We start from the raw sequence: 20,284 nt of genomic DNA, 5'->3' as shown, positions 1-20,284 counted from the left end.
GCTTGCGCTTGGCCAGCACCCGGGCCAGGTCATCGGCGACCGCGATGGCGTCGTCGGCGGCCGGCCCCGGTGCGGCTGGCCGACGAGCGGCTGAGCACGGTCAGCGCGACGCGGGCCCTGCAGGCGGCCGGAATGCGGTCAAGGCGTCAGCGCTCGGTGATCGACCAGGCGGCAGCGGTGACCATCCTGCAGAGCTGGCTCGACCAGCGCCGGGCCCCGGACCCTGTGGATCGGGCGGTGCCGACGGAGGACAACGGTGTCTGACGAACGACCCAGGTGGAAAGCCAGGCCTGTGGCGGTGGGACCCACGCGGCAGCAGCGGATGAGCCGGACCGAACGGGCTCGCGAGGACCGGCGGCGACGACAGCGCAACCGGCACCGGCGCGTGGTCGGCGGACTGGCCGTCGTGCTGATCACCATGACCGTGATCGCGGCGGTGTTCCTCGGTTCCAAGCTGTGGCACTCGCGCGGGCCGGTCGTCGACTACACCGGTGACGGCGGCCCGCAGGTGCTGATCGAGGTGCACGAGGGCGACTTCACCACCGCCATCGCCGAAACCATGCTGGGCGCCGGCGTGATCGCCAACGTCGCAAAGTTCCTCGACGCCGCGCAGAACAACACCGCCATCGCGGCGATCCAGCCCGGCTTCTATCGGTTGCGGACCGAGATCCCGGCCGCGACCGCGGTCAAGCAGCTCACCGACCCGGCCAACCGGATGGGCAAGCTGGTGATCCCCGAAGGCCGTCAACTCGACGACACCACCGACATGAAGACCAACGCGGTGACCCCGGGAGTGTTCACGCTGATCGCGGAGGCCAGCTGCCTGGAGCTCAACGGCGATCGGCACTGCCTCACGGCGGAGGACCTGCGGCGCGCCGCGGCGATGGAGACACCGCAGGCGCTGTCGGTGCCGGACTGGGCTTTGGAGCCGGTCACCAGGATGGGCCGCGACCACCGCCGCATCGAGGGGTTGATCACCGCGGGCACCTGGAACGTCGACCCGACGGCGCCGGCACCGGTGGTCTTGTCGAAGGTGATCGGCCAGAGCACCGCGGAGTTGGCCAAGTCCGGTCTGCCGGCCACCGCCGCGCAGTTGGGCATGACGCCCTACGAACTGTTGACAGTCGCGTCGCTGGTGCAACGCGAAGCCTTGCCGCACGACTTCGCCAAGGTGGCCAGGGTTATCGACAACCGGCTGGGCGAGCCGCAGCGCCTGGAGTTCGACTCGACGGTCAACTACCCGCTGGACCGCCAGGAGGTGGCCACCACCGACGCCGACCGGGCCAAGGTGACGCCGTGGAACACCTACGCCTCCGAAGGGCTGCCGGCCACCCCGATCTGTTCGCCGGGAATGGAGGCCCTGCAGGCCGCCGAGCATCCCGAGCCGGGCGACTGGCTGTACTTCGTGACGATCGACAAGGACGGCACCACCTTGTTCACCCACAACTATCAGCAGCACCTGACCAACATCGAGATGGCTCTGGGCAACGGTGTCCTGGACAGCTCCCGCTGAGCCGGGGCCACGCAAGGCGGCCGTTCTCGGGTCGCCGATCGCGCACTCCCGCTCACCCCAACTGCATCTGGCGGCCTACCGGGCGCTGGGCTTGCAGGGATGGACCTATGACCGCATCGAGTGCGACGCCGAGCGGCTGCCGGCGCTGGTAGCCGGATTTGGGCCGGAATGGGTCGGCGTGTCGGTGACCATGCCGGGCAAATTCGCCGCACTGGCGTTCGCCGACGAACGCACCCCGCGCGCCGAGCGGATCGGCTCGGCCAACACCCTGGTGCGCACCGAGTCCGGCTGGCTGGCCGACAACACCGACGTCGACGGGGTCAGCGGAGCGCTGGGATCGGCCGGTGACATCTCGGGGGGAGAGGCGGTCGTGCTCGGGTCCGGCGGCACCGCCCCGGCCGCGGTGGTGGCGTTGGCCGAACTCGGGGTCAGCCGCATCACGGTGGCGGCGCGTAACCCCGACAACGCCGCCCGGGTGGTGGCCCTGGCGACCGATGTCGGTGTGCCGGCCCGCCATTGCACACTCGACGAGGCCGGACTGAGCAACGCGGCCGCAGCCGCGTCGGTGATGGTCAGCACCCTTCCGGCCGACGTCGCTGCCGCCTTCGCGCCGGTGCTGGCCGGGGTGCCGGTGCTGCTGGACGCGATCTACGACCCATGGCCGACTCCGCTGGCGGCCGCGGTCACAGCGGCGGGCGGCACGGTGATCAGCGGCCTGCAGATGCTGTTGCACCAGGCATTCACCCAGGTCGAGCTCTTCACCGGCCGGCCCGCACCCTGTGCGGCGATGACTTGCGCGATCGCCGGCCCGGCCTGAGCATGACGCCATGCTGGCGGTGCTGGTGGCGGCGTGGCTGACGCTGCTGAGTGGCTATGACCTCCGGCAGCGCCGGTTGCCGAACTGGCTGACCCTGCCCGCGGCGGTGGTAGTGCCCGCGGTGGCGGCCGGGTCCGGCCGGGGAGCCGCGGCACTGGCCGGGGCGGCGGCGCTGACCGCGGTCTATTTGGCGGTGCACCTGATCGCACCGGCCGGACTGGGCGCCGGCGATGTCAAACTCGCCGCCGGACTCGGTGCATTGACCGGTTCTTTCGGCGCCGACGTGTGGTTGCTGGCGGCACTGTTCGCGCCGCTGCTGACCGGGGTGTGGGGTCTGATCGCCGGGTTGGCCCGCCGGGGGCCGACGGTTCCGCACGGACCATCGATGTGCCTGGCCAGCGCGGTGGCGGCGGGTCTGGGAATGTTCTGAGGACGCCGTCTCAGCGCGATTGTGGAGGTCACTGACGGCGCTGGGATAAGCGAACGCAAATTAACGCCGTAGTTAACCTTGACAGGAAACGTTTGCTACTCAGCCCATTATTAGCTAATATCAGCAGTATTGACTCTGCTGACGGGGGTTAACCAGAGGGGGTGACCGTGAAGCGAGCTGTAATTGGGGGCGTGGCCGCTGCTGCGGTCGTCGTGGGCGGCGCCGTGCTGGCCACCAACATGGCTTCGCCGTCCCTGCCTGACGTGCAGGTTCCGGCGGTTGCGCTGTCCAGCGCCGAGGGAACCGACGCCACCGTGCAGTGGCTGGACCTGTTCGCGCAGACCTCGGCCGGCAACGTCGATGCGTTCGGCGGGTACCTGCTGGACCCGAGTACGGCCGTCCCGCCCGGCGAAGCTCCGCTGGTGCTGATCGACCCGCAGACCTCGGCCGAGGACTTCGACCGCATCCTGGACGGCGTCGTCGGCAATGCGGACAGCCAGCTCAATGCGGTGACCAACGGTCGTGACGCCGTCACCTATTTGATCCTCAAGAACGGCTCCTGACCCCACTCGGGGTGGCGAGCCGGTGTGATTCCGGCGTTTCTCGCGATACTGAGCCGTCTGCGTGCGCACGCGTAACCTCCGCCGAGCCCGGGCGGCCAAGACCGGCATGGGAAGATGGGACACGTGTTGCGTTGGATAACCGCCGGGGAATCACACGGTCGCGCGCTGGTCGCCGTGGTCGAGGGCATGGTCGCGGGAGTGACCGTCACCTCGGCTGACATCGCGGCCCAACTCGCCCGTCGTCGCCTCGGCTACGGCCGCGGCGCCCGGATGAAATTCGAGGCCGACGCGGTCACCGTTTTGTCCGGGGTGCGCCACGGCGTCACCCTGGGGGGCCCGATCGCGGTCGAGATCGGCAACACCGAGTGGCCCAAGTGGGAGACGGTGATGTCCACCGATCCGGTGGATCCCGACGTGCTCGACGCCGAAGGCGGGGCCCGCAACGCGCCGCTGACCCGGCCACGGCCCGGCCACGCCGACTACGCGGGCATGCTCAAATACGGCTTCGACGACGCCCGCCCGGTGCTGGAACGGGCCAGCGCGCGCGAGACCGCCGCGCGGGTCACCGCGGGCACCATCGCGCGGGCGTTTCTGCAGCAGGCCCTGGGCGTTCAGGTGATCTCTCACGTGATCTCGATCGGCGCTTCCGACGCCTACGACGGTCCGGTGCCCGCACCCGAAGACCTGGCCGCGATCGACGACAGCCCGGTGCGCGCCTACGACGCGAAGGCCCAGGAATCCATGATCGCCGAGATCGAGGCCGCCAAGGCAGACGGCGACACCCTGGGCGGCGTAGTGGAAGTCGTCGTCTCGGGCCTGCCGATCGGGCTGGGGTCCTTCATCAGCGGCGACGACCGCCTCGACAGTCAACTGGCCGCGGCGATCATGGGCATCCAGGCGATCAAGGGGGTCGAGATCGGCGACGGTTTCACCACCGCCCGTCGGCGCGGCAGCGCCGCCCACGACGAGATGTACCCCGGTCCCGACGGTGTGGTGCGCTCCACCAACCGGGCCGGCGGGCTGGAGGGCGGCATGACCAACGGCCAGCCGCTGCGGGTGCGCGCGGCGATGAAGCCGATCTCCACCGTCCCGCGGGCACTGGCGACCGTCGACATGGCCACCGGCGATGAAGCGGTCGCGATCCATCAGCGCTCCGACGTGTGCGCCGTCCCGGCCGCCGGAGTGGTGGCCGAGGCCATGGTGGCGCTGGTGTTGGCCCGCGCCGCGCTGGCCAAGTTCGGCGGGGACTCGCTGGCCGAGACCCGCCGCAACATCGAGGCGTACCGGCGCTCGGTGACCGAGCGCGGGCCGGTGGGCGACCAGGCCCGGGCATCGGGGTAGACCGTGGCTCCCAGAGCGGTTCTGGTGGGGTTGCCCGGGGCGGGCAAGTCCACCATCGGACGGCGGCTGGCCAAGGCGCTCGACGTCGAGATGCTCGACACCGACGCCGCCATCGAGGCCCGCACCGGACGCAGCATCGCCGACATCTTCGCGACCGATGGTGAGGCCGAGTTCCGTCGCATCGAGGAGGACGTGGTGCGCGCGGCGCTGGCTGAGCACGACGGAGTGCTGTCCTTGGGCGGGGGAGCGGTCACCAGCGCTGGAGTCCGCGAAGCGTTGGCCGGCCACACCGTGGTGTTCCTCGAGATCAGCGCCGCCGAAGGGGTACGGCGCACCGGCGGCAGCACCGTGCGGCCGCTGCTGGCCGGGCCGGGCCGGGCCGAGAAGTTCCGCGAGTTGATGGCCCAGCGGGTGCCGCTCTACCGGCGCCTGGCGACGATCCGGGTCAACACCAACCGGCGCAACCCCGGAGCGGTGGTCCGCTATATCGTGTCCAGGCTGGAGGCCGGCGTCCCGAACCGCAAGGCCCCCGCGGCAACTGGGGCTCAAGCGCCGCCGGCACCGGCCGGCTCACCGCCGACCCCCGCCACGCTGGCCGCACGACAGACCGGAGGACGTAAGTGACCGAGATTCCCGAGCCGATCACCGTGACGGTGGCCACCGATCCGCCGTACCCGGTGGTGATCGGCAAAGGCCTGCTCGGAGATCTCGCCGATCAGCTCGCCGGGCGCAACAAGGTCGCGATCCTGCACCAGCCGACGTTGGAGGCGACCGCGGAGGCGATCCGAAGCTACTTGGCGGACAAGGGAATCGAGGCGCACCGCATCGAAATCCCCGATGCCGAGGACGGCAAGTCGCTGCAGGTGCTGGGCTTCATCTGGGATGTGCTGGGCCGTATCGGGCTGGACCGCAGAGACGCCCTGGTCAGTCTCGGCGGGGGCGCGGCGACCGACGTGGCCGGCTTCGCGGCGGCCACCTGGCTGCGTGGCATCTCGATTGTGCATGTGCCGACCACCCTGCTGGCCATGGTCGACGCCGCGGTCGGCGGCAAGACCGGCATCAACACCGAGGCGGGCAAGAACCTCGTCGGCGCGTTCCATCAGCCCACAGCCGTCGTGGTGGATCTGGCCACCCTGGAGACGCTGCCGCAGCGCGAGATCGTCGCCGGGATGCCCGAGATCGTCAAGGCCGGCTTCATCGCCGATCCGGTGATTCTGGATCTGATCGAAGCCGATCCGCAAGCCGCGATGGATCCGACCGGTGAGGTGCTGGGCGAGCTGATCCGGCGCTCGATCATCGTCAAGGCCGAAGTCGTCGCCGCCGACGAGCGGGAGTCGGGCCTGCGCGAAATCCTCAACTACGGCCACACTTTGGCGCACGCGATCGAGGCGCTGGAGCACTACCAGTGGCGGCACGGCGACGCGGTATCGGTCGGGCTGGTGTTCGCCGCCGAGCTGGCCCGTGTCACCGGACGCCTCGATGACGAAACCGCCGACCGGCACCGCTCGATCCTGCTGTCGCTGGGCCTGCCGGTCAGCTATTACGAGAGCGCCCTGCCGGCGCTGCTGGAATACATGATGGGGGACAAGAAGAACCGGGCCGGCGTGCTGCGGTTCGTGGTGCTCGACGGCCTGGCCAAGCCGGGCCGGCTGGAAGGGCCCGACCCGATGCTGCTGGCCGCCGCCTACGACGAGGTGGGCCGGCGTTTCCGATTGGAGCGACGGTGAACCGGATCAACGTCATCAACGGCCCGAACCTGGGCCGGCTGGGCTTGCGCGAGCCGGATGTCTACGGCGACACCACTTACGCGGACCTGCAGGCACTGATCGAGGCCGAGGCGGCCGCGCTGGGTGTCGACGTCGTGGTGCGCCAAAGCGACAGCGAAGCCCAACTGCTGGACTGGATTCACGCCGCCGCCGACGCCGCCGAACCGGTGATCCTCAACGCCGGTGGCCTAACCCACACCTCGGTGGCGCTGCGCGATGCCTGCGCCGAGCTCAGCGCACCGTTGATCGAATTGCACATCTCCAATGTGCATGCGCGCGAAGACTTTCGGCGCCACTCCTACCTGAGTCCGATCGCCAGCGGGGTGATCGTCGGCCTCGGGGTGCGCGGCTACCTGCTGGCGCTGCGCTACCTGGCCGAGTCGCCGGGCTGAGTCTGGCCGCCGTCGTCGGCGATCGGGGGAATCTCGGTGGTTGCCGCCTCGTTCTCGGCCGGGTACTCCTCGGTCGGGTACTCCTCGGTGGTGAAGCCGGCGGCCGGACCGGCCAGCGTCGCGTCCGCGTCGGCAGGGGCGCTGGCGGTCTCCTCGGCAGCCACCGGAGCGGCGCCCACACTGGCGAACACGTCCGTGGTGGCGGCCTCCTCCTGGGCGGCCAGGCCGTGGTGGCGCATCGGTTGCTTCTCGTAGTCCTTGTCGACGCGACGGCGTCCCAGGGTGACCGCGGCCACCGCCGGCACGAACACCAGCAGCGCGGTGAAGGCCGCGAAACTGGTCAGCTCGTTGAACAGGGTGCTGACGTAGAGCGCCTTGTCGACCAGCGCGATGATCCACGACACCAAACCGCTCAGCACACCGGCGACCAGCCCGGCACCCAGCCAGGTCATCGCGAGGTCCTCGCGCCGGTCGGGGTCGGGGTTGGCTTTGGCGTCGGCGCGGCCGTCCGAGCGGCCCCACACCATGACGGCGATCACGAACAAGATCATCAGGATCAGGCTGATCAGCCCGGCCTGCGCTTCGAAGGCGTTGATCAACACCCCCTGGATCAGGCGGATGACGACCATCAGCGCTGCGAAGACCAATCCGCGAAGAAACCACTTGCTCATGGGGGCACAGCGTAGCGAGTACCGTCACACCGCGTGACACATTCCTCCCGTCGACTGCGTCTGAGCGCTGTGATCGGTGCGGCCGATCTGGACGCGATGCTGGTCACAGACCTGGTCAACGTGCGTTATCTGTCCGGATTCACCGGTTCGGCCGGTGCCCTGCTGGTCTATGCCGACAATTGGGCCGGCGACCGGCCCGCGCTGCTGGCCACCGATGGCCGGTACCGCACCCAGGCCGCCCGGCAGGCCCCCGATCTGCCGGTCGCGATCGAGCGGGCCGGAGCGAGCCACCTGGTGGCGCAGGCCGCGGCGGCCGGGGTGCGCCGGCTGGGGTTCGAGGGACACGTCGTCACCGTAGATGGGTTCGACACGCTGTCCAACGCCGCCGACGGCACCGAGCTGGTGCGGGCCTCGGGCTTGGTGGAGGCGCTGCGGGAGGTCAAGGATGCCGGTGAGGTCGCGCTACTGCGGCTGGCCTGCGAGGCCGCTGACGCCGCACTGAGCGTCCTGGTGGACCGCGGCGGGATACGGCCGGGCCGCACCGAAAAGGAGGTCGCCCGCGAACTGGAAGCCCTGATGCTCGACCACGGCGCCGACGCCGCCTCCTTCGAGACCATCGTGGCCGCCGGCCCCAACTCGGCGATCCCGCATCACCGGCCGACCGACGCCGTGCTGGCCGCCGGCGACTTCGTCAAGATCGACTTCGGGGCGCTGGTGGCCGGCTACCACTCCGACATGACCCGCACCTTCGTGCTGGGCCCGCCGGCCGACTGGCAGGCCGAGATCTACCAAGTGGTGGCGGCGGCGCAGCGGGCCGGGCGCGAGGCGCTGCAGCCGGGTGCCGGGCTGCGCGACGTCGACGCCGCCGCGCGCGAGGTGATCGCCGGCGCCGGCTACGCCGAGACTTTCAGCCACGGCCTCGGCCACGGGGTGGGTTTGCGGATTCACGAAGCGCCGGGAATCAACGCGGCGGCCGACGGTACACTGCTTGCCGGTGCTGTGGTGACCGTGGAGCCCGGCGTCTATCTGGCCGATCGTGGCGGCGTTCGCATCGAGGACACGCTCGTGGTCGCTGATGCTCCCGCACAGGCCCCGGAATTGCTGACTCGGTTCCCCAAGGAACTGACCATTCTCTAGGAGACGTAGTAAACGTGGCTTCAACTGCTGACTTCAAGAACGGACTGGTGCTGGTGATCGACGGCCAACTGTGGCAGATCACCGAGTTCCAGCACGTCAAGCCGGGCAAAGGTCCGGCCTTCGTGCGCACCAAGCTCAAGAACGTGGTGTCGGGCAAGGTCGTGGACAAGACCTATAACGCCGGCGTGAAGGTGGAGACCGCCACCGTGGACCGGCGCGACGCCACCTACCTGTACCGCGACGGCGCGGACTTCGTGTTCATGGACAGCGAAGACTACGAGCAGCACCCGCTGCCCGAGTCGCTGGTCGGCGACGCGGCGAACTACCTGCTGGAGAGCATGCTGGTGCAGATCGCCTTCCACAACGGGGTGCCGCTGTATCTGGAAATGCCGGTCAGCGTCGAACTCGTGGTCGCGAGCACCGAGCCCGGCCTGCAGGGCGACCGGTCCAGTGCGGGCACCAAGCCGGCCACCATGGAGACCGGTGCCCAGATCAACGTGCCGTTGTTCATCAACACCGGAGACAAGCTGAAGGTCGACACCCGCGACGGCAGCTATCTGGGACGGGTCAACTCCTGACCATGCCCGATGGCAAGCCGGTCAAGGGACGGCATCAGGCACGCAAGCGCGCGGTCGATTTGCTGTTCGAGTCCGAGGCTCGGGGGCTGACCCCGGCCGAGGGCGCGGCGATGCGGGCCGAGCTGGCCAGCCAGCAGCCCGACGTGGCGCCGCTGCACCCGTACACGGTGACGGTGGCCACCGGTGTCGCCGCCCACAGCGCCCATATCGACGACCTGATCACCTCGCATCTGCAGGGCTGGAAGCTGGAGCGACTGCCGGCCGTGGACCGGGCGATCCTGCGGGTGGCGATCTGGGAGCTACTGCATGCCGAGGACGTACCCGAGCCGGTCGCCGTCGACGAGGCGGTGAAACTGGCCAAGGAGCTGTCCACCGATGACTCGCCCGGCTTCGTCAACGGTGTGCTGGGCCAGGTGATGCTGGTGACGCCCCAGCTGCGGGCGGCATCGCAGGCGGTTCGCCAGGCGACTCAGCAGCCCGATACCGAGGAGTAGCCGGCGTCAGTGCCGGGGCGGGCAACTGCCCTGTGGGCCGCGCGCAACGCAGCGCGCGAGCTCGCCGCCCCGGTCATGCAGGCACCAGAGGAAAAAGGCGTCACCGATTTGGTTGACGCCCTCGAACGGGCTCGCCTTGGCTTCGCCGTCGTCGATGACCACCGATCCGTCCTGCACGGCCGCCGGGCAATCCGCGGCGCTTAGGCGTTCGCAGGCCTCCTCGGCCGTCTGTGCGCCGGCCACCGCGGCGGTATAGGTGTCGAGTTTGCCGATCTGGCCCACCGGTCCGACGCTACCCACGGCGGTGCCGCGTCGACACGGCAATTGGTTCCCGGATCGAAGGGCCTTCGGCCCTTGCCGGACCATGCGAAAGCGCCCCGCCCGCAAGCGTCTCGGGCCACACTGGCCTTATGGGCCTTACGAGCTCGGACAGCGACGGGCAGCGCCGGAGGTTGCGGGTCTCAGCGTTGGCGGCGGTGGCCAACCCGTCGTATTCGCGGGTGGACACCTGGAATCTGCTCGACGACGCCTGCCGCCAACTGGCCGAGGCCAACCGGTCCGGACTGGACACCACCCACCATGCCGCGCGGGCCAAGCGCCTGCTGGACCGGCTCGGCGCCTACGAGCGGTACTGGCTGTTCCCCGGCGCCGCCACCCTGGCAGTCCTGCGCGGATACCTCGAGTCGATGGCGACGGTATCGCTTTCCGAACAGGTGTCGCTGGTGGTGCGGCTGCTGTCGGACTACGGCGACCGGGCGGCGCTGTTCGACCTCGGCGCACCGCTGGCCGATCAGGAGCTGGTGGCCCAAGCCCGCCAGCAGCAGTTCTACACCGTGCTGCTGGCCGACGACTCGCCGTCGGGCGCCCCCGAGAGCCTCGCGGAAAACCTGCGCGCACTGCGCCGCCCCGACGACGAAGTGCAGATCGAACTGCTGGTGGTGTCCAGCGTCGAAGACGCCGTCACCGCAGTCGCGCTCAACGGCGAGATCCAGGCGGCGATCGTGCGGCACGATCTGCCGCTGCGGTCGCGCGACCGGGTGCCGCTGATGAACACGCTGCTGGGCGCCAACGACGACGCGGGGACCATCGACTGCGGCCGCGATGCCATCGAATGCGGGGAGTGGATGCGCCTGCTGCGGCCGCACATCGACCTCTACCTGCTCACCGACGAGTCGATCGCCGCCGACGCCGAGGACGAGCCCGACGTCTACGACCGCACCTTCTACCGGCTCAACGACGCCACCGACCTCAACAGCAGCGTGCTCGCCGGAATCCGCAAGCGTTATGCCACACCGTTTTTCGATGCGCTGCGGGCTTATGCCGCCGAGCCGGTCGGCCAATTCCATGCGCTTCCGGTGGCGCGCGGCGCCAGCATCTTCAACTCGCGCTCACTGCAGGACATGGGAGAGTTCTACGGCCGCAACATCTTCATGGCCGAGACCTCGTCGACGTCCGGTGGGCTGGACTCGCTGCTCGACCCGCACGGCACCATCCGGGTCGCGATGGACAAGGCCGCGCTGACCTGGAACGCCGACCATACCTACTTCGTCACCAACGGAACCTCGACGGCCAACAAGATCGTCGTGCAGGCGTTGACCCGCCCGGGTGACATCGTGCTGATCGACCGGAACTGCCACAAATCGCATCATTACGGCCTGGTGCTGGCCGGGGCGTATCCGATGTACCTGGATGCCTACCCGCTGGCGCCGTTCGCGATCTACGGGGCGGTGTCACTGCGCACCATCAAACGCGCACTGCTGGATCTGGAGGCCGCCGGGCAGCTGCACCGGGTCCGGATGCTGTTGCTGACCAACTGCACCTTCGACGGCGTCGTCTACAACCCGCAGCGGGTGATGGAGGAGATCCTGGCGATCAAGCCGGACATCTGCTTTTTGTGGGATGAGGCGTGGTACGCGTTTGCCACGGCGGTGCCCTGGGCACGGCAGCGCACCGCGATGGTGGCCGCCGAACGCCTCGAGATCATGCTCTCCTCGGCTCGCTACGCCCAGGAGTATCAGGAGTGGCGCGCCAGCATGGCCGGCATCGACCGGGACCAGTGGAGCGAGCATCGGCTGCTGCCGGACCCCTCGGCGCGGGTCCGGGTCTATGCGACCCACTCCACCCACAAGTCGCTGTCCGCGCTGCGCCAGGCGTCGATGATCCACGTGCGCGACCAGGACTTCAACGCGCTGGCCCGCGAATCGTTCACCGAGGCGTTTTTGACCCACACCTCCACCTCGCCGAATCAGCAGCTGCTGGCGTCGCTGGACCTGGCCCGCCGGCAGGTCGACATCGAGGGCTTCCACATGGTGCGCCGGGTCTACGACATGGCGTTGGTGTTTCGCCACCGGGTCCGCAAGGACCGGTTGATCAGCAAGTGGTTTCGCATCCTCGACGAGGACGATCTGGTGCCCGACCGGTTCCGGGCATCCACGGTCAGCTCCTACCGGCAGGTCCGCCAGGGTGCGCTGGCGGAGTGGAACGAGGCGTGGCGTTCCGACGAATTCGTGCTCGACCCGACCCGGGTCACCTTGTTCGTCGGCAAGACCGGCATGAACGGCTACGACTTCCGCGAGAAGATCCTCATGAACAGATTCGGAATTCAGATCAACAAGACCTCGATCAACTCGGTGCTGCTGATCTTCACCATCGGCGTCACCTGGTCCAGCGTGCACTACCTGCTCGACGCCCTGCGCCGGGTCTCTACCGACTTGGACCGCGTCTGGAACGCGGCCAGCACCGACGATCGTGCGCTGCAGCAGCGCCGAATCGTCGAGATCACCCAAGATCTGCCGCCGCTGCCCGACTTCAGCGAGTTCGATCACGCGTTTCGACCCGACAGCGCAAGCCCATTCGGGGATATGCGGTCGGCGTTCTACGGCGGCTACGAGGAGTCCGACCGCGAGCATGTGCTGCTCGGCGATGCCGGGCGCCGGGTCGCCGATGGCAAGGCTCTGGTGTCGACCACCTTCGTGGTGCCGTACCCGCCCGGCTTCCCGGTGTTGGTGCCCGGACAGGTGATCTCCAAGGACATCCTGTACTTCCTGGCCGAACTCGACGTCAAGGAGATTCACGGCTACAACCCCGAGCTGGGGCTGGCCGTGTTCACCCCGGAGGCGCTGGCGCGGTACGCGCACGCCCCCGGCAGCGGTTCGCCTCACCACGATTGTTAACCGGCCCACCGGCGACGCTGCGGCGCAATGCGGATACGGTGACCGGTTTCCGCTGGCAGTCGGGTGTTGCCTGGTGGCGTAATGAATCAGCCCGCTGATCAGCAGGATTCGCTGTGCTGCCGTGACCGGCGCGGCGCCCTTAGCGTGTCTGCATGGCCGAAGCCCGACTCGCAGCACAGCCGATCCGCCGTGCGGACCGGGCGCGGCAGGTCGCCGACGTCCTGCGCCACCAGATCCACGGCGGTGCCTACGACGACGGCCTGCCCGGGGAACCGGAGCTGGCCGCCGAATTCGCCGTCTCCCGCAACATCATTCGTGAGGCACTGGCCGTCCTGAAGGCCGAAGGGCTGATTCGCCGGGGGCCCAGAACCGGCACTCGCGTGGCGCAGCACAAATTGGATCACGACCTGGACGCACTGCTTGGCCTGCAGGAGACCTTCAACGGTCAAGAGGTGCGCAACGAAGTGCGGGTGGCCGCCACGGTGTCGGCCCCGCCGTCAGTGGCCCGGCGGCTTTTGCTCGACCCCGGCGCGCAGGTGGTGTTCATCGAACGGCTGCGTTACCTCGATGACGTGCCGCTGAGCCTGGATCAGACCTATCTGGCACCCGATATCGGCGCCGCCGTGCTGGCCCACCCGCTGGAGACCAACGATGTCTTCCCGCTGCTCGAGCGGATCAGCGGCCAGCATCTCGGGGCCGCCGGCCTGGCCCTGGAGGCGATTCCGGCGGACCCGCACTCGGCGGCACTGCTGCAGATTCCCGGCGGCGCGGCGCTGCTGATGCTGGAGCGCCTGACCAGCCTGGCCGACGGCAGGCCCGTCGACCTCGAATATATCCGGATGCGCGGTGACCGGGTCACCATGCGCGGCAACCTGACAAGGAGCACTCCATGACGCTGATCAACGGCCGGTCCGACGTTCCGGTGACCATCGACGAGTCCCTGTGCATCGAGGGCTGCACGCTGTGCGTCGACATCTGCCCGCTGGATTCGTTGGCGATCAACCCGGACAACGGCAAGGCCTTCATGCACGTCGACGAGTGCTGGTACTGCGGACCGTGCGCCGCCCGGTGCCCTACCGGTGCGGTCACCGTCAATATGCCCTACCTCCTCCGCTGAATGCATTGACCACCAAGGTGTTACATGAAGAGAACCGTGATCGCACTGGCTTTCACCGCCGTCATCGCGGCTGGCTGCTCGCTGGACTCCACCGCCCCGGGTGATTCCGTCGACGTGGTGGTGGGCTACCAGTCCAAGACCATCAACACCGCGACCGCCGGAACCCTGCTGCGCGCCCGCGGCTACCTGGAGCACCGGCTCGCCGACATCACCGCGCGCACCGGCACCAAATACCGGGTGGAATGGCAGGACTACGACACCGGGGCACCGATCACCGCGCAGATGCTCGCCGAGAAGATCGACATCGGCTCGATGGGCGACTACCCGATGCTCGTCAACGGGGTCAGGACCCAGACCAATGCCCAGGCCCGCACCCAGCTGGTCTCGGTGACCGGCTACCACCCCGCCGGCGCGCTGAACATGGTGGTGGTGGCACCGGATTCACCGGCCGACACCCTGACCGACCTGGCCGGGGCCAAGGTCTCGGCCAGCGTGGGATCAGCCGGGCATGGCACCCTGCTGCGCGCCCTGGCCGGCACCGGCGCCCACGTCGAGGTGCTCAACCAGCAACCCCAGGTCGGCGCCTCGTCGCTGGAATCCGGTCAGGTGCAGGGCCTGTCCCAGTTTGTGGCCTGGCCCGGACTCCTGGTCTATCAGGGCCGGGCGAAACTTCTCTACGACGGTGCCGAGCTCAATTACCCGACCCTGCACGGGGTGGTGGTGCGTCGCGCCTACGCGCAGAACCACCCCGAAGTGCTCGCCGCGTTTTTGCAGGCTCAGCTGGACGCCACCGAATTCCTCAACCGTAAACCGCTGGAGGCGGCCCGTATCGTCGCCGCGGACAGCGGGCTGCCGCAAGAGGTCGTCTACCTCTACAACGGGCCGGGCGGAACATCGTTCGACACCACCCTCAAGCCGGCACTGGTGGAGGCGTTGAAGAACGACGTGCCCTACCTGAAGTCGATCGGCGACTTCGCCGACCTCGACGTGGACGGCTTCGTCTCCGACGAGCCGCTGCGTGCGGCGTTCGCCGAGCGAAAAGTCGACTACGACAAGGCGGTCGCCGCCCTCGACATACCCCCGACGACCGGTGGCGAGCTCTGGCTGCAGGGATCGGACACCACTGTGACGGTTGCCGATCCGACCGCGCTACTCGAGGCAGCGCGCGCCGCGAACGCCCGCGGCGACCACGTCCGGGCGGCCTACGTCCACGATGCCGAGCTGGGCACCCGCTGGTTCGCCGACAAGTCCGCATGGGTCCGCGATGGTGGGCGCTACCTCCCTTTCGACACCACCGCGGGCGCGCAACGCTACCTCGCTGCGCACCCCGGCGCCGTCGTGCTGGACTACCAGCAGGCCCTGGCGGGCGCGGCATGACCGCGGTCATCGCCGGTGCCCCCGCGGCGACGGTCCCGGCCGGCGCGGCACCACACCGGCCGCGCTCGGCCCGGCGGTCCTGGCTGCTGCGGCTGACCTCGGTGGCGGCCGCAATCGGCTTGTGGCAGTTGCTGACCGCCGCCGACGTGCGGTGGTGGCTTCGATTCGACACCCTGCCCACCGTCGACGAGGTCTTCACGACTCTGGTTCGCCGGCTGAGCACGAACGTGTACTGGCTGGACCTGGCGCAATCGCTGATCCGGATCCTCACCGGCTTCGGGCTGGCCGCGGCGGCCGGGGTGGCCACTGGCATCCTGCTGGGGCGATCCCGGGTGGCGGCCGACGTGGTCGGACCGCTCACCGAACTGGTCCGGCCCATCCCGGCGATCGCCGTCGTCCCGGTGGCGATCCTGCTGTTCCCGGCCGGCGAGCAGGGCATCGTATTCATCACCTTCCTGGCCGCCTACTTTCCGATCCTGGTCAGCACCCGGCACGCGGTGCGCGCACTGCCCACGCTGTGGGAGGACTCGGTCCGCACCCTGGGCGGCGGTCGCTGGGATGTGTTGAGCCAGGTGGTGATTCCGGGGATCCTGCCGGGCGTGTTCGGCGGCCTGTCGGTCGGGATGGGGGTGTCGTGGATCTGCGTGATCTCGGCGGAGATGATCTCCGGCCGGCTCGGCATCGGGTATCGCACCTGGCAGGCCTACACGGTGCTGGCCTATCCGGATGTGTTCGTCGGCATCATCACCATCGGAGTGCTGGGCTTCGCCACCTCGGCGGCGGTGGAAGTGGTCGGACGCCGGCTGACCCGCTGGCTGCCCCGTAGTGAGGAGAACGCACGATGACCGCCGGCATGAGCCTGACCCTGGACCGGGTCCGGCTGTCCTACACCGATTCCCCGGTCATCGACGAGCTGAGCCTGGCCGTGCGCCCCGGCGAGATCCTGGTATTGACCGGACCGTCTGGATGCGGCAAGTCCACGGTGCTGCGCGCACTGGCCGGGCTGCTGGCGCCCGAGCGCGGACAGGTGCTGGCCGACGATGCCTTGGTGAGCAGCACCTCCGGTGATCGCGGGATGGTGTTTCAGGACAACGCATTGCTGCCGTGGCGCTCGGTGCGGTCCAACATCGAGCTGGCGTTGCGGCTGCGCGGTGTGCCGCGGCATCGCCGCCGCGCTCAGGCCGAGCGCTGGATCGCCGAGCTGGGTCTGGACGGGTTCGGCGGCTACCTGCCCAAAAGCCTCTCCGGCGGGATGCGCCAACGGGTCCAGTTGGCCCGCGGGCTGGCCGGCGCGCCACGCGCGGTGATGATGGACGAGCCGTTCGGGGCGCTGGACAGCGCGACTCGGGCCGCCATGCAGGCGCTGCTGATCGCCACCTGGCGCACCCACCCGACCACGATCGTGTTCGTCACCCACGACGTCGACGAGGCGCTGGCACTGGGCGACCGGGTGGCGGTGCTGGGCCGCGCCGGGCAGCCGCTGCGGGCCCTGGTCGACGTCACCGAACCGCGCAGCGGCCGAGCCGAACCTGAGCTGCGCGCCGAACTGCTTGCCGCATTGGACTATTCATGATTCAGATACCTGATGCCGCGCGGCCGCTGCGGCTGGACTGCGATGTGCTGGTGATCGGCGGCGGCACCGCCGGCACCATGGCCGCCTTGACGGCCGCCGAGCACGGCGCGCGGGTGCTGCTGCTGGAAAAGGCTCATGTGCGCCACTCCGGTGCGTTGGCGATGGGTATGGACGGCGTCAACAACGCGGTCATCCCGGGCAAGGCCGAACCCGAAGACTACGTCGCCGAGATCACCCGCGCCAACGACGGGATCGTCAACCAGCGCACCGTGTACCAGACCGCCACCCGCGGCTTCGCCATGGTGCAACGGCTGGAACGCTACGGCGTGAAGTTCGAGAAGGACGAACACGGCGAGTACGCGGTGCGCCGCGTGCACCGCTCCGGTTCCTACGTGCTGCCGATGCCCGAAGGCAAGGACGTCAAGAAGGCGCTCTACCGAGTACTGCGGCAACGCACGATGCGCGAGAAGATCCGCATCGAGAACCGGTTGATGCCGGTACGGGTGCTCACCCACGGTGGCCGTGCGGTCGGAGCGGCCGCATTGCACACCCGCACCGGCGAATTCGTCGCGGTGGGAGCCAAGGCGGTGGTGCTGGCCACCGGGCCGTGCGGCCGGCTGGGCCTACCGGCCTCGGGCTATCTGTATGGCACCTACGAGAACCCGACCAACGCCGGCGACGGCTACTCGATGGCTTATCACGCCGGTGCCGAACTGTCCGGCATCGAATGCTTCCAGGTCAACCCGCTGATCAAGGACTACAACGGGCCGGCCTGCGCTTATGTGGCCAACCCGTTCGGCGGTTACCAGGTCAATGCGCTGGGGGAGCGCTTCGTGGACTCCGACTACTGGTCCGGGCAGATGATGGCCGAGGTCAAATCGGAGATCGACTCCGCGCGCGGTCCGATCTACCTCAAGGTGTCGCACCTGCCCGACGAGACGCTCTCGGCACTCGAGGACATCCTGCACACCACCGAGCGGCCCACCCGGGGTACTTTCCACGCCAACCGCGGCCATGACTACCGCACCCACGACGTGGAGATGCACATCTCCGAGATCGGGCTGTGCTCCGGGCATTCCGCCTCGGGAGTGTGGGTTGACGAGCACGCCCGCACCACCGTGCCCGGCCTGTACGCGGCGGGCGATCTGGCCTGCGTGCCGCACAACTACATGATCGGCGCCTTCGTGTTCGGTGACCTGGCCGGTGCGCACGCGGCGTCCACTCTGGCCGACACCGCGGCCCCGCAGGAGCTTCCCGCTGACCAGCTCGCCGAAGCGCACGAGCTGATCTACCGCCCGTTGCGCCACCCCGACGGCCCGCCGCAGCCGCAGGTCGAGTACAAGCTGCGCCGGTTCGTCAACGACTATGTGGCGCCGCCGAAGACGGCGGCGAAACTGTCGCTGGCGGTGCACACGTTCGAGCGGATGCGCGCCGAGATCGCCCAGATGGGCGCCCGCAGCCCGCATGAGTTGATGCGCGCGGTCGAGGTGTCGTTCATCCGCGACTGCGCCGAGCTGGCGGCCCGGACGTCGCTGACGCGCACCGAATCGCGCTGGGGCCTTTACCACGAGCGGGCCGATCTGCCCGGCCGCGACGACGTGCAGTGGGGGTATCACCTCAATGTGCGCAAGGGTGCCGACGGCGCCATGGAATTCCTGAAGCGTCCGGTGGCACCGTATTTCGTGGCGGTTCCCGAGTTCGACGGGCTGCCGCCGGCCGACCAGTCGGTGCACCCGGTGTCGCAGCCGCCGCTGCTGGGCGGCCAGGCGCCGTCGACCGCACAGTCACGGGTCACCTCGCCGGGCGCCTCGCACCCGCCGTCGCCGCGGATCGCGGCCGTCGTCGCCCTGGAGGAACCGACGCTGAGCGAACTCGCCGATTTCCTCGGCGATCCCGACCCCGGGGTGCGACGCACCGCGGTGGCTGCTCTGACCGAGCACACGCCGGACGGATACGAATCCGCGTTGTTCGACGCGCTCGCCGACGAGGACGCCGCGGTGCGGCGCAGCGCCGCCGGCGGGGTGCGGGAACTGGTCGAAGTGGTGGCCGACCCGGCGGTGGCCGGCGCGCAGCTGGACTCCGGTGACCCGGTGGTGCGCGCCTGCGTGGTGTATCTACTGGCCAGCCGGCGTGCAGGCGACCCGGCGCGATATCGCCTCGCGCTGGCCGATCCGGACCATCGGGTGCGCATCGAGGCGGTGCGTGCGCTGGTCTCGGTCGACGACGCGTCGGCGGTGGCCACCGCCGCCGGTGACGGCAACCGGGAGGTGCGCATCGCGGTCGCCAACGCGTGCGCGACGTTGCAGGCCGGGGCTGAGACCCTCCGTCGGCTGATCGGTGACGCGGATCCGCTGGTGCGGGCCGCAGCGCTGGCCGCTCTCGGCGAAGTGGGTTGCAGCCAAGCAGATCTCGTGGCCGTGGAACCGGCACTGGCCGAGTCGGCGTGGCAGGTGCGGGTGGGTGCAGTGCGGGCGCTGGGCGGGTCGCCCGCCGCGGTGGCGGTGCCACGCCTGAGCGTGGCTCTCGGCGACCCTCACCTCGACGTCCGCAAAGCCGCGGTGCTGGGGCTGACACGCTGGGCCGCAGCGGACGTCGCTGCCCGCGACGCGTTGAGCATTGCGGTGAAAGACAGCGACGCCGATGTGCGCGCCTACGCGCGTCGCGCACTGCAGGAAGCGGGCCTGCACACCGGCGTCTAGGTGACCGACAACCGGGAAACTCCTATACAGCCCCGGCGGGGTCAGTACCCTGACTCGGCATGGCCGAAGTGTCCGCCAATACGAGGCTGTCCGTGCAGGACTGGGTGCAGGCCGGGTTCGGCATTCTGGCCGAGGACGGGCTCAAAGCCTTGACCATCGACCGGCTCTGCCGACGCCTGCGAGTCACCAAAGGCAGTTTCTACTGGCATTTCGCCGATATGAAGACCTACCGGCAGGCGCTGGTCGACACCTGGGCCGCGGTCCGCGACGAGGACCGCGGGGACTTCGATGCGCTGTCGGCGCTGCCTCCGCGCGAACGGCTCTCGCGGATGATGACCTCGCTGGTCGGGCCGCGGCACTGGATGCTGGAACGCGCGATGCGCGAATGGGCCCGCTCGGAGGACACCGTCGCCGAGGCGGTGCGCGCGTCGGATCGCCGGGTGCTCAAGGCGGTCCGACAGGTCTTTGTCGATGAGGGCTTCGATGCCGAGGAGTCCGACATGCGCGCCAACGCCACGTTCGCCGCCGGCATCGGGTTCCTGCACCTGTCCGGATCTCGGCCCAGCCCGCGCGCCGTGGGGCGCCGCGAACAGTTCCTGGACGTCATGCTGCGGCACTGATTTCCATACCAAAAGGTATGGTA

The 20,284-nt window shown here is 69.2% G+C and carries 22 protein-coding genes; 20 read left to right on the top strand and 2 right to left on the bottom strand.

Translation table 11 applies throughout. The annotated features are described in order from the left end of the window. From A5648_RS01225 to aroQ, 9 genes are all read left to right on the top strand, one after another. Nucleotides 1–264, top strand: a 264-nt coding sequence (locus tag A5648_RS01225) for a RuvX/YqgF family protein (RefSeq protein ID WP_131810495.1), incomplete at its 5' end; no start/stop codon positions are given. Beyond that, nucleotides 257–1,513: an endolytic transglycosylase MltG gene (locus tag A5648_RS01220; protein ID WP_065022785.1), complete on the top strand. Its 1,257-nt coding sequence runs from the start codon at nt 257–259 to the stop codon at nt 1,511–1,513. The genes A5648_RS01225 and A5648_RS01220, both read left to right, overlap by 8 nt. Continuing rightward, complete coding sequence (locus tag A5648_RS01215; protein WP_065022784.1) at nt 1,491–2,330, top strand: shikimate dehydrogenase; 840 nt, start codon at nt 1,491–1,493, stop codon at nt 2,328–2,330. Before A5648_RS01220 ends, A5648_RS01215 begins: the two co-directional genes overlap by 23 nt. Nucleotides 2,331–2,340: 10 nt before the next feature. Further along, nucleotides 2,341–2,760 carry a prepilin peptidase gene (locus A5648_RS01210; RefSeq protein ID WP_065022783.1) on the top strand — a complete coding sequence of 140 codons (420 nt, stop codon included), beginning with the start codon at nt 2,341–2,343 and terminating at the stop codon, nt 2,758–2,760. Nucleotides 2,761–2,951: 191 nt separating this feature from the next. After that, nucleotides 2,952–3,323, top strand: a complete 372-nt coding sequence (locus tag A5648_RS01205; protein ID WP_234787243.1) for a hypothetical protein — start codon at nt 2,952–2,954, stop codon at nt 3,321–3,323. A gap of 123 nt (nt 3,324–3,446) precedes the next feature. After that, nucleotides 3,447–4,664 carry a chorismate synthase gene (aroC, locus tag A5648_RS01200; protein ID WP_065022803.1) on the top strand — a complete coding sequence of 406 codons (1,218 nt, stop codon included), beginning with the start codon at nt 3,447–3,449 and terminating at the stop codon, nt 4,662–4,664. A gap of 3 nt (nt 4,665–4,667) precedes the next feature. Further along, a complete protein-coding gene (locus tag A5648_RS01195; RefSeq protein WP_065022781.1) occupies nt 4,668–5,288 on the top strand; it encodes a shikimate kinase in 621 nt (206 codons plus the stop codon). A gap of 5 nt (nt 5,289–5,293) precedes the next feature. Next, the gene (aroB, locus tag A5648_RS01190; protein WP_065022802.1) at nt 5,294–6,391 is read left to right on the top strand and encodes a 3-dehydroquinate synthase; all 1,098 of its coding nucleotides are present in this window, start codon (nt 5,294–5,296) and stop codon (nt 6,389–6,391) included. Next, nucleotides 6,388–6,822, top strand: a complete 435-nt coding sequence (gene aroQ / locus A5648_RS01185; RefSeq protein WP_065022780.1) for a type II 3-dehydroquinate dehydratase — start codon at nt 6,388–6,390, stop codon at nt 6,820–6,822. The genes aroB and aroQ overlap by 4 nt, the downstream gene beginning before the upstream one ends. On the opposite strand, the gene A5648_RS01180 is transcribed toward aroQ, so the two are convergent. Next, nucleotides 6,798–7,493, bottom strand: a complete 696-nt coding sequence (locus A5648_RS01180) for a B-4DMT family transporter (protein ID WP_065022779.1) — start codon at nt 7,491–7,493, stop codon at nt 6,798–6,800. The two genes, aroQ and A5648_RS01180, sit on opposite strands and share 25 nt — an antisense overlap. Before the next feature lie 33 nt (nt 7,494–7,526). On the opposite strand from A5648_RS01180, the gene A5648_RS01175 reads away from it, so the two are divergent. Genes A5648_RS01175 through nusB form a run of 3 tightly spaced genes read left to right on the top strand, consistent with a single transcriptional unit; the run spans nt 7,527 to nt 9,702 of the window. Further along, nucleotides 7,527–8,630, top strand: a complete 1,104-nt coding sequence (locus tag A5648_RS01175; protein ID WP_065022778.1) for a M24 family metallopeptidase — start codon at nt 7,527–7,529, stop codon at nt 8,628–8,630. A gap of 14 nt (nt 8,631–8,644) precedes the next feature. Continuing rightward, on the top strand, nt 8,645–9,208 hold the full coding sequence (efp, locus tag A5648_RS01170; protein WP_065022777.1) for an elongation factor P: 564 nt from the start codon (nt 8,645–8,647) through the stop codon (nt 9,206–9,208). Nucleotides 9,209–9,210: 2 nt separating this feature from the next. Next, nucleotides 9,211–9,702 (top strand): transcription antitermination factor NusB, encoded by a 492-nt coding sequence (gene nusB, locus A5648_RS01165; protein WP_065022776.1) that lies wholly within the window; start codon nt 9,211–9,213, stop codon nt 9,700–9,702. Nucleotides 9,703–9,708: 6 nt separating this feature from the next. Here nusB and A5648_RS01160 read toward each other — a convergent pair whose 3' ends face one another. Next, nucleotides 9,709–9,984 (bottom strand): hypothetical protein, encoded by a 276-nt coding sequence (locus A5648_RS01160; RefSeq protein WP_065022775.1) that lies wholly within the window; start codon nt 9,982–9,984, stop codon nt 9,709–9,711. A gap of 128 nt (nt 9,985–10,112) precedes the next feature. On the opposite strand from A5648_RS01160, the gene A5648_RS01155 reads away from it, so the two are divergent. The 8 genes from A5648_RS01155 to A5648_RS01120 all read left to right on the top strand — a co-directional run bounded on the left by A5648_RS01155 (nt 10,113) and on the right by A5648_RS01120 (nt 20,261). Then, nucleotides 10,113–12,875 carry an aminotransferase class I/II-fold pyridoxal phosphate-dependent enzyme gene (locus tag A5648_RS01155; RefSeq protein WP_065022774.1) on the top strand — a complete coding sequence of 921 codons (2,763 nt, stop codon included), beginning with the start codon at nt 10,113–10,115 and terminating at the stop codon, nt 12,873–12,875. A gap of 152 nt (nt 12,876–13,027) precedes the next feature. Further along, nucleotides 13,028–13,768, top strand: coding sequence for a GntR family transcriptional regulator (locus tag A5648_RS01150; RefSeq protein WP_065022773.1), 741 nt, complete (start codon nt 13,028–13,030; stop codon nt 13,766–13,768). After that, nucleotides 13,765–13,992: a 4Fe-4S dicluster domain-containing protein gene (locus A5648_RS01145; protein ID WP_064853937.1), complete on the top strand. Its 228-nt coding sequence runs from the start codon at nt 13,765–13,767 to the stop codon at nt 13,990–13,992. Before A5648_RS01150 ends, A5648_RS01145 begins: the two co-directional genes overlap by 4 nt. A 24-nt stretch (nt 13,993–14,016) precedes the next feature. Then, complete coding sequence (locus A5648_RS01140; protein ID WP_065022772.1) at nt 14,017–15,369, top strand: ABC transporter substrate-binding protein; 1,353 nt, start codon at nt 14,017–14,019, stop codon at nt 15,367–15,369. Beyond that, a complete protein-coding gene (locus A5648_RS01135) occupies nt 15,366–16,214 on the top strand; it encodes an ABC transporter permease (protein WP_065022771.1) in 849 nt (282 codons plus the stop codon). Before A5648_RS01140 ends, A5648_RS01135 begins: the two co-directional genes overlap by 4 nt. Continuing rightward, nucleotides 16,211–16,942, top strand: coding sequence for an ABC transporter ATP-binding protein (locus A5648_RS01130; protein ID WP_065022770.1), 732 nt, complete (start codon nt 16,211–16,213; stop codon nt 16,940–16,942). The genes A5648_RS01135 and A5648_RS01130 overlap by 4 nt, the downstream gene beginning before the upstream one ends. Then, nucleotides 16,939–19,641, top strand: coding sequence for a fumarate reductase/succinate dehydrogenase flavoprotein subunit (locus tag A5648_RS01125; protein WP_065022769.1), 2,703 nt, complete (start codon nt 16,939–16,941; stop codon nt 19,639–19,641). Before A5648_RS01130 ends, A5648_RS01125 begins: the two co-directional genes overlap by 4 nt. A 59-nt stretch (nt 19,642–19,700) precedes the next feature. Beyond that, on the top strand, nt 19,701–20,261 hold the full coding sequence (locus tag A5648_RS01120; RefSeq protein WP_065022768.1) for a TetR/AcrR family transcriptional regulator: 561 nt from the start codon (nt 19,701–19,703) through the stop codon (nt 20,259–20,261). Nucleotides 20,262–20,284: the final 23 nt, after the last annotated feature.

The sequence above is a fragment of the Mycolicibacter sinensis genome (genome assembly GCF_001673565.1).
In the GTDB taxonomy this organism is placed as follows: Bacteria; Actinomycetota; Actinomycetes; order Mycobacteriales; family Mycobacteriaceae; genus Mycobacterium; species Mycobacterium sinense_C.
This window is presented reverse-complemented; position numbering and strand designations above follow the sequence as displayed.